At 64.8% G+C, this 4,426-nt stretch carries 4 protein-coding genes and 1 pseudogene; all 5 read left to right on the top strand.

Features of this window, described 5'->3' with window-relative positions:
* Positions 1–285, top strand: a pseudogene (locus RHBS_RS24865) (glycosyltransferase family 2 protein); the annotation flags it as partial.
* Positions 266–1,591 (top strand): hypothetical protein, encoded by a 1,326-nt coding sequence (locus RHBS_RS24870; protein WP_128646745.1) that lies wholly within the window; start codon positions 266–268, stop codon positions 1,589–1,591. The pseudogene RHBS_RS24865 and the gene RHBS_RS24870, both read left to right, overlap by 20 nt.
* Positions 1,582–2,517 (top strand): hypothetical protein, encoded by a 936-nt coding sequence (locus RHBS_RS24875; protein WP_128646747.1) that lies wholly within the window; start codon positions 1,582–1,584, stop codon positions 2,515–2,517. The genes RHBS_RS24870 and RHBS_RS24875 overlap by 10 nt, the downstream gene beginning before the upstream one ends.
* A 213-nt stretch (positions 2,518–2,730) precedes the next feature.
* Complete coding sequence (locus RHBS_RS24880; RefSeq protein ID WP_128646749.1) at positions 2,731–3,588, top strand: glycosyltransferase family 2 protein; 858 nt, start codon at positions 2,731–2,733, stop codon at positions 3,586–3,588.
* Positions 3,585–4,426 (top strand): glycosyltransferase family 2 protein (locus RHBS_RS24885; RefSeq protein ID WP_145977598.1); only part of this gene is annotated, 842 nt, incomplete at its 3' end. The genes RHBS_RS24880 and RHBS_RS24885, both read left to right, overlap by 4 nt.

Consider the following 4,426-nt stretch of genomic DNA (forward strand, 5'->3'; position numbering starts at 1 on the left):
CTCGGACTCGGCGCGTGGCTGTACACCGTCGCCACCAACCGCAGGTCGGCGACGCTGGCCGCCACGGTGGCCGTCCGCCGACTCGGCAGTGCGATTCGGTTGTCCGCCAAGATGAGCAAGGTCGCCTCCCCTCCCGACGATCTCGCTGCCGACCTGCCCGACGGCATCGGCCGGATGGAATTGCTGTCCATCGCCAAGGGCCCTGCGGCCATCCGGCGCAGCAGGCGCGAAGGTCGCGAGCGCACTCCTCTGGCGGGGGTGAGCCGTGAACCTGTCCTCGACTGATTCCGGATACCGGTCCATCGCGGATCTCCGGCACAAGCTGTTCGTCCCGTCCGACTGGACCGTCGACTGGCCCGTCGGCACCACCGACTCCGCTGCAGGCACGCGGCGGCGCGCGGGTAGCCGATTGCGCTACTCCGACATCAGCGTTCTCGCCGCACTGTCCGGCCTGGCCTCGATGATCGCGCTGCCGACGCCGGTTCGCGTCGTGCTTCTCACGGTCCTGCTGTTCTTCGGACCCGGTGCTGCCATCCTGTCGTGGGTGCGCATCCCACGCACCGCGGTTCCTGCTGCCCTGCCGATTCTGAGCATCTCGGTGGTGACACTGATGGTGTCGGTGGCGATGTGGGGATACCGCTGGTCGCCCCGGATGTGGACGTTGTGGCTGTGTGTGGCCCTGATCGGGTCGTCGGTGCTCTGGTACCGCAAGTACGGCCGTCCTGATCTGCCGGTGTGGATATCGCGCGCACGTGAGGTCGTCTCTCCGTCGTCGCGAACGTCCGCCCTGGCCACGGTGAAGTTCGTGCTGACCGACCGAGAGACGTTGCGACGCAACGTTGCCGGCTTGATTCTGGCGTTGGCCTTCTTCCTGTGGCTGCCGCTGTTGCCGGGTCTGGAGCGCGCGACGTACTCGCAGTTCGGACTGTTGACCGCCGGAACCGGCCCAGGACTGGTGCTGTGCATGGTTCTGATCATGGCGGCGTTCCTGATCGCGTTGCGGCGTCACCAGTTGCGCACCATGCTGGTCGCCATCGGCCTGGCCATCGTGGTGCAGCGATTCACCGTCACCCTCGTCACCTCCGCTCCGATCTACGACTGGACGTACAAGCACGTCGCCGTCACCGAGTTCGTGCTCGATCTGAACCGGCTGGCTCCGAGCGGAGTCGACATCTACAGCGAGTGGCCCAGTTTCTTCCTCGTCTCGGCCTGGTTCCAGCACGTCACCGGATACGACACCCTGTCTCTGGCGCACGTGTTCGCGCCGATGATCCACGTGGTGCTCGCGGCGGCCGTCTACGGACTGGCGCGGGTCATGAAGTTCGACAAACGCGCGGCGATCACGGCGGCCATGCTCGCCGAGGTCATCAACTGGGTGGGCCAGGACTACTACTCACCGCAGGCGTGGGCCGTCCTGCTCGCCGTGGGCTTCCTGGCGCTGTTGATGTCCTCGTCGCTCACCCGGTCCGCGGCCTACGTGTCGATCGTTCCGTTCGCGGCACTGGTCCCCACGCACCAGCTGACGCCCTACTGGCTGATGGCCGTCACCGGCGTACTGCTGGTGACGCGACGCGCCAAGCCGTGGTGTTGATGATTCCGCTCGGCATCATCTTGCTGGGATACCTGTATCCGCGACTGCCGATCGTGGCACCGTACGGACTCTTCCAGGGGTTCGACCCCGTCCAGAACGCCGCGAGCAACGTCGAGGAGGAGGGCGTGCTCGGCAAACAGATCACGTCTCTGGTCTGCCGCGCACTGTCCGGCGGGGTGTTCGTGTTGGCGTTCGTCTCGGCGATCTACGCCTGGCGCACCAAGAAGACGTTCTGGGCTCCGATGGTGATGGCGTTCGGCTCGATCATGCTGCTCGCCGGCCAGAGCTACGGCGGTGAGGCGATCTTCCGGGTGTACCTGTACGCGATTCCCGGCTGCGTGCTGCTGATCACGCCGTTGTTCCTGGCCCTGTTCGATCGGAAGCCGCCCCAGGATCGACCGTCCCGGGCCCGCAGGATCACCGCCCGGACCTCGGTTGCGGTCGCCACGGCAGGTGCCATCAGCTGTGCCGTGCTGGGCTTGCAGAGCTACTTCGGCCTGTGGCCGATCGTGCTCGAACATCGGCAACAGATCGACGACGCCCGAGCGATGGCCGCGCAGTCGCCGTCCGGCACCTCGATCACGATGCTGTATTCCTCCGGCTACCCGGCCCGGTCGACGTCGGACTACGGACGCTTGACCGAGGCGAACGAGTACTGGGACGTCCCGCTCTACGCGCTGGGCCCCGAGTACATGGAAGGCTTCCCGACGCCCGAGAAGCTCGGCGAGATCGACTACAACGCGTCGGTCAGCGACACACCGACATACATGGTCCTCACCCGTCAGTCGCTCGAGGCGATGCAGTACTACGGGTTCGTTGCCGACGATGAGGTCGCCCGTTTCCGGCAGTGGCTCTCGACCAACTCGGCGTGGTCGGTGCGGTATCAGGACCCCGACACGATCGTTTACCAGTACCAGTCTCGTTGACGGTGTCACAAACTATGACGTGAATCTCCAAACAATCTCCCAGTTGGTTTGTTTGCAGCTTGACAAACTCGTAGCTTCTTTTAAGCTTGCTTTCAGTCAAAGGAAACAGGTTCTTACGCTTCGGAACGAACGTCAGGACACTGTCTGTGGATGCGGCGGGGGTCGATTCACGGAGTTCGGAGACATCTGCCCATCGCACTCGACCCATGTGGAATGGATATGTTGAATCGTCAGAATCCCCGCGTCAGTGTCGTCATCCCGACGCTCAACGAGGCCGCGAACCTTCGTCACGTCCTCCCCCTGCTCTCTCACGACTACGAGCTCGTGCTGGTCGACGGTGGATCCGTCGACGGCACCATCGACGCGGCACGCGAGATCCGCGGTGACATTCGCATCATCAAGCAGACCCGCAAGGGCAAGGGCAACGCGCTCGCCTGCGGCTTCGAGGCCGCTACCGGTGACATCATCGTCATGTTCGACGCCGACGGTTCCGCCGATGCTGCCGAGATCCCGCGCTTCGTCGACGCCTTGATCGCCGGTGCCGACTTCGCCAAGGGCAGCCGGTTCTGCGAGGGTGGCGGAAGCCACGACATCACGCCGCTGCGCCGCGCCGGCAACGGTGGCCTTCACCTCGTGGCCAACACGCTCTTCGGAACTCGCTTCTCGGATCTCTGCTACGGCTACAACGCCTTCTGGCGCGATCTGGTGCCGGTCCTGGACCTGCCCGTCGTCGATCAGCCGGGTGCCGAGGGCATGATGCTCTGGGGCGACGGTTTCGAGATCGAGACCATCATCAACTGCCGCTTCGCCGAGGCGTCCGTGCGCATCGAGGAAGTGCCGAGCGTCGAGCTGGCCCGCATCTACGGCCAGAGCAATCTGCGCACCTTCTCCGACGGCTTCCGGGTGCTACGCACCCTGATGACCGAGCGCATGCGGGCACGCAAGATCGCCCGCAAGTCCATCGCCCGTCCGTTGCGAGAGTCGATCGACGCCCGTACCGACATGGACCTCGAGTTCGAGGCTCTGGAGTCGTACAACGAGGTTCTCGAACTCCGCGAGAAGACGGCGTGAGTCTGCCGACTTCCTCGGTTGTCATCTGCGCGTACACGTTGGCTCGATGGTCCGAACTCCGGGCCGCCGTATCGGCCGTCCTCGATCAGGATGTGCCTGCCGACGAACTGATCATCGTCATCGATCACAATGCGCAACTGGCCGAACGTGCACGCGACGAGTTCTCGCCGCTGCACCGGACCGTGAACGTGGTGGAGAACAACCACCCTCGCGGCCTCTCCGGAGCGCGCAACACCTCGCTCGATCTTGCAACCGGTGAGATCGTCGTCTTCTTGGACGACGACGCCTCACCGCGCACCACAGAGTGGCTCGGAGCCATTCTGTCCCATTACTCGGACGATGCCGTGTACGCCGTTGGGGGCTCTGCATACCCGGTATGGCCGGACAAGCGTCCGGCCTTCTTACCGGCCGAGGTAGTGGGTGAACCCGGCGAACTCGATTGGGTCGTCGGGTGCACCTACCGCGGGCAGCCAACGGAAACCGCTCAGGTCCGCAATCTCATGGGCGCGAACATGTCGTTCCGCCGTGAGCCCGTCGTCGCACTCGGCGGATTCGTCTCCGGCATCGGCCGGATCGGACGCGTCCCACTCGGCTGCGAGGAGACGGAGCTGTGCATCCGACTGCGCCAGACGCATCCGGACGCGCAAATCGTGTTCGATCCCTCGATCGTCGTCGATCACACGGTCAGCGCAGACCGCACTCGTCCGCGCTACCTCATCACGCGCAGCTACGCCGAGGGCGTGTCCAAGGCCGCCATCGCCCGGTTGATCGGGGCCGAGGACGCACTGTCCTCGGAGCGGGCCTACACCGCCAAGATCCTGCCTCGCGCAGTCGGCCG

Origin of the sequence: Rhodococcus sp. BS-15 (genome assembly GCF_000813105.1) — a bacterium.
Lineage (GTDB): Bacteria > Actinomycetota > Actinomycetes > Mycobacteriales > Mycobacteriaceae > Rhodococcoides.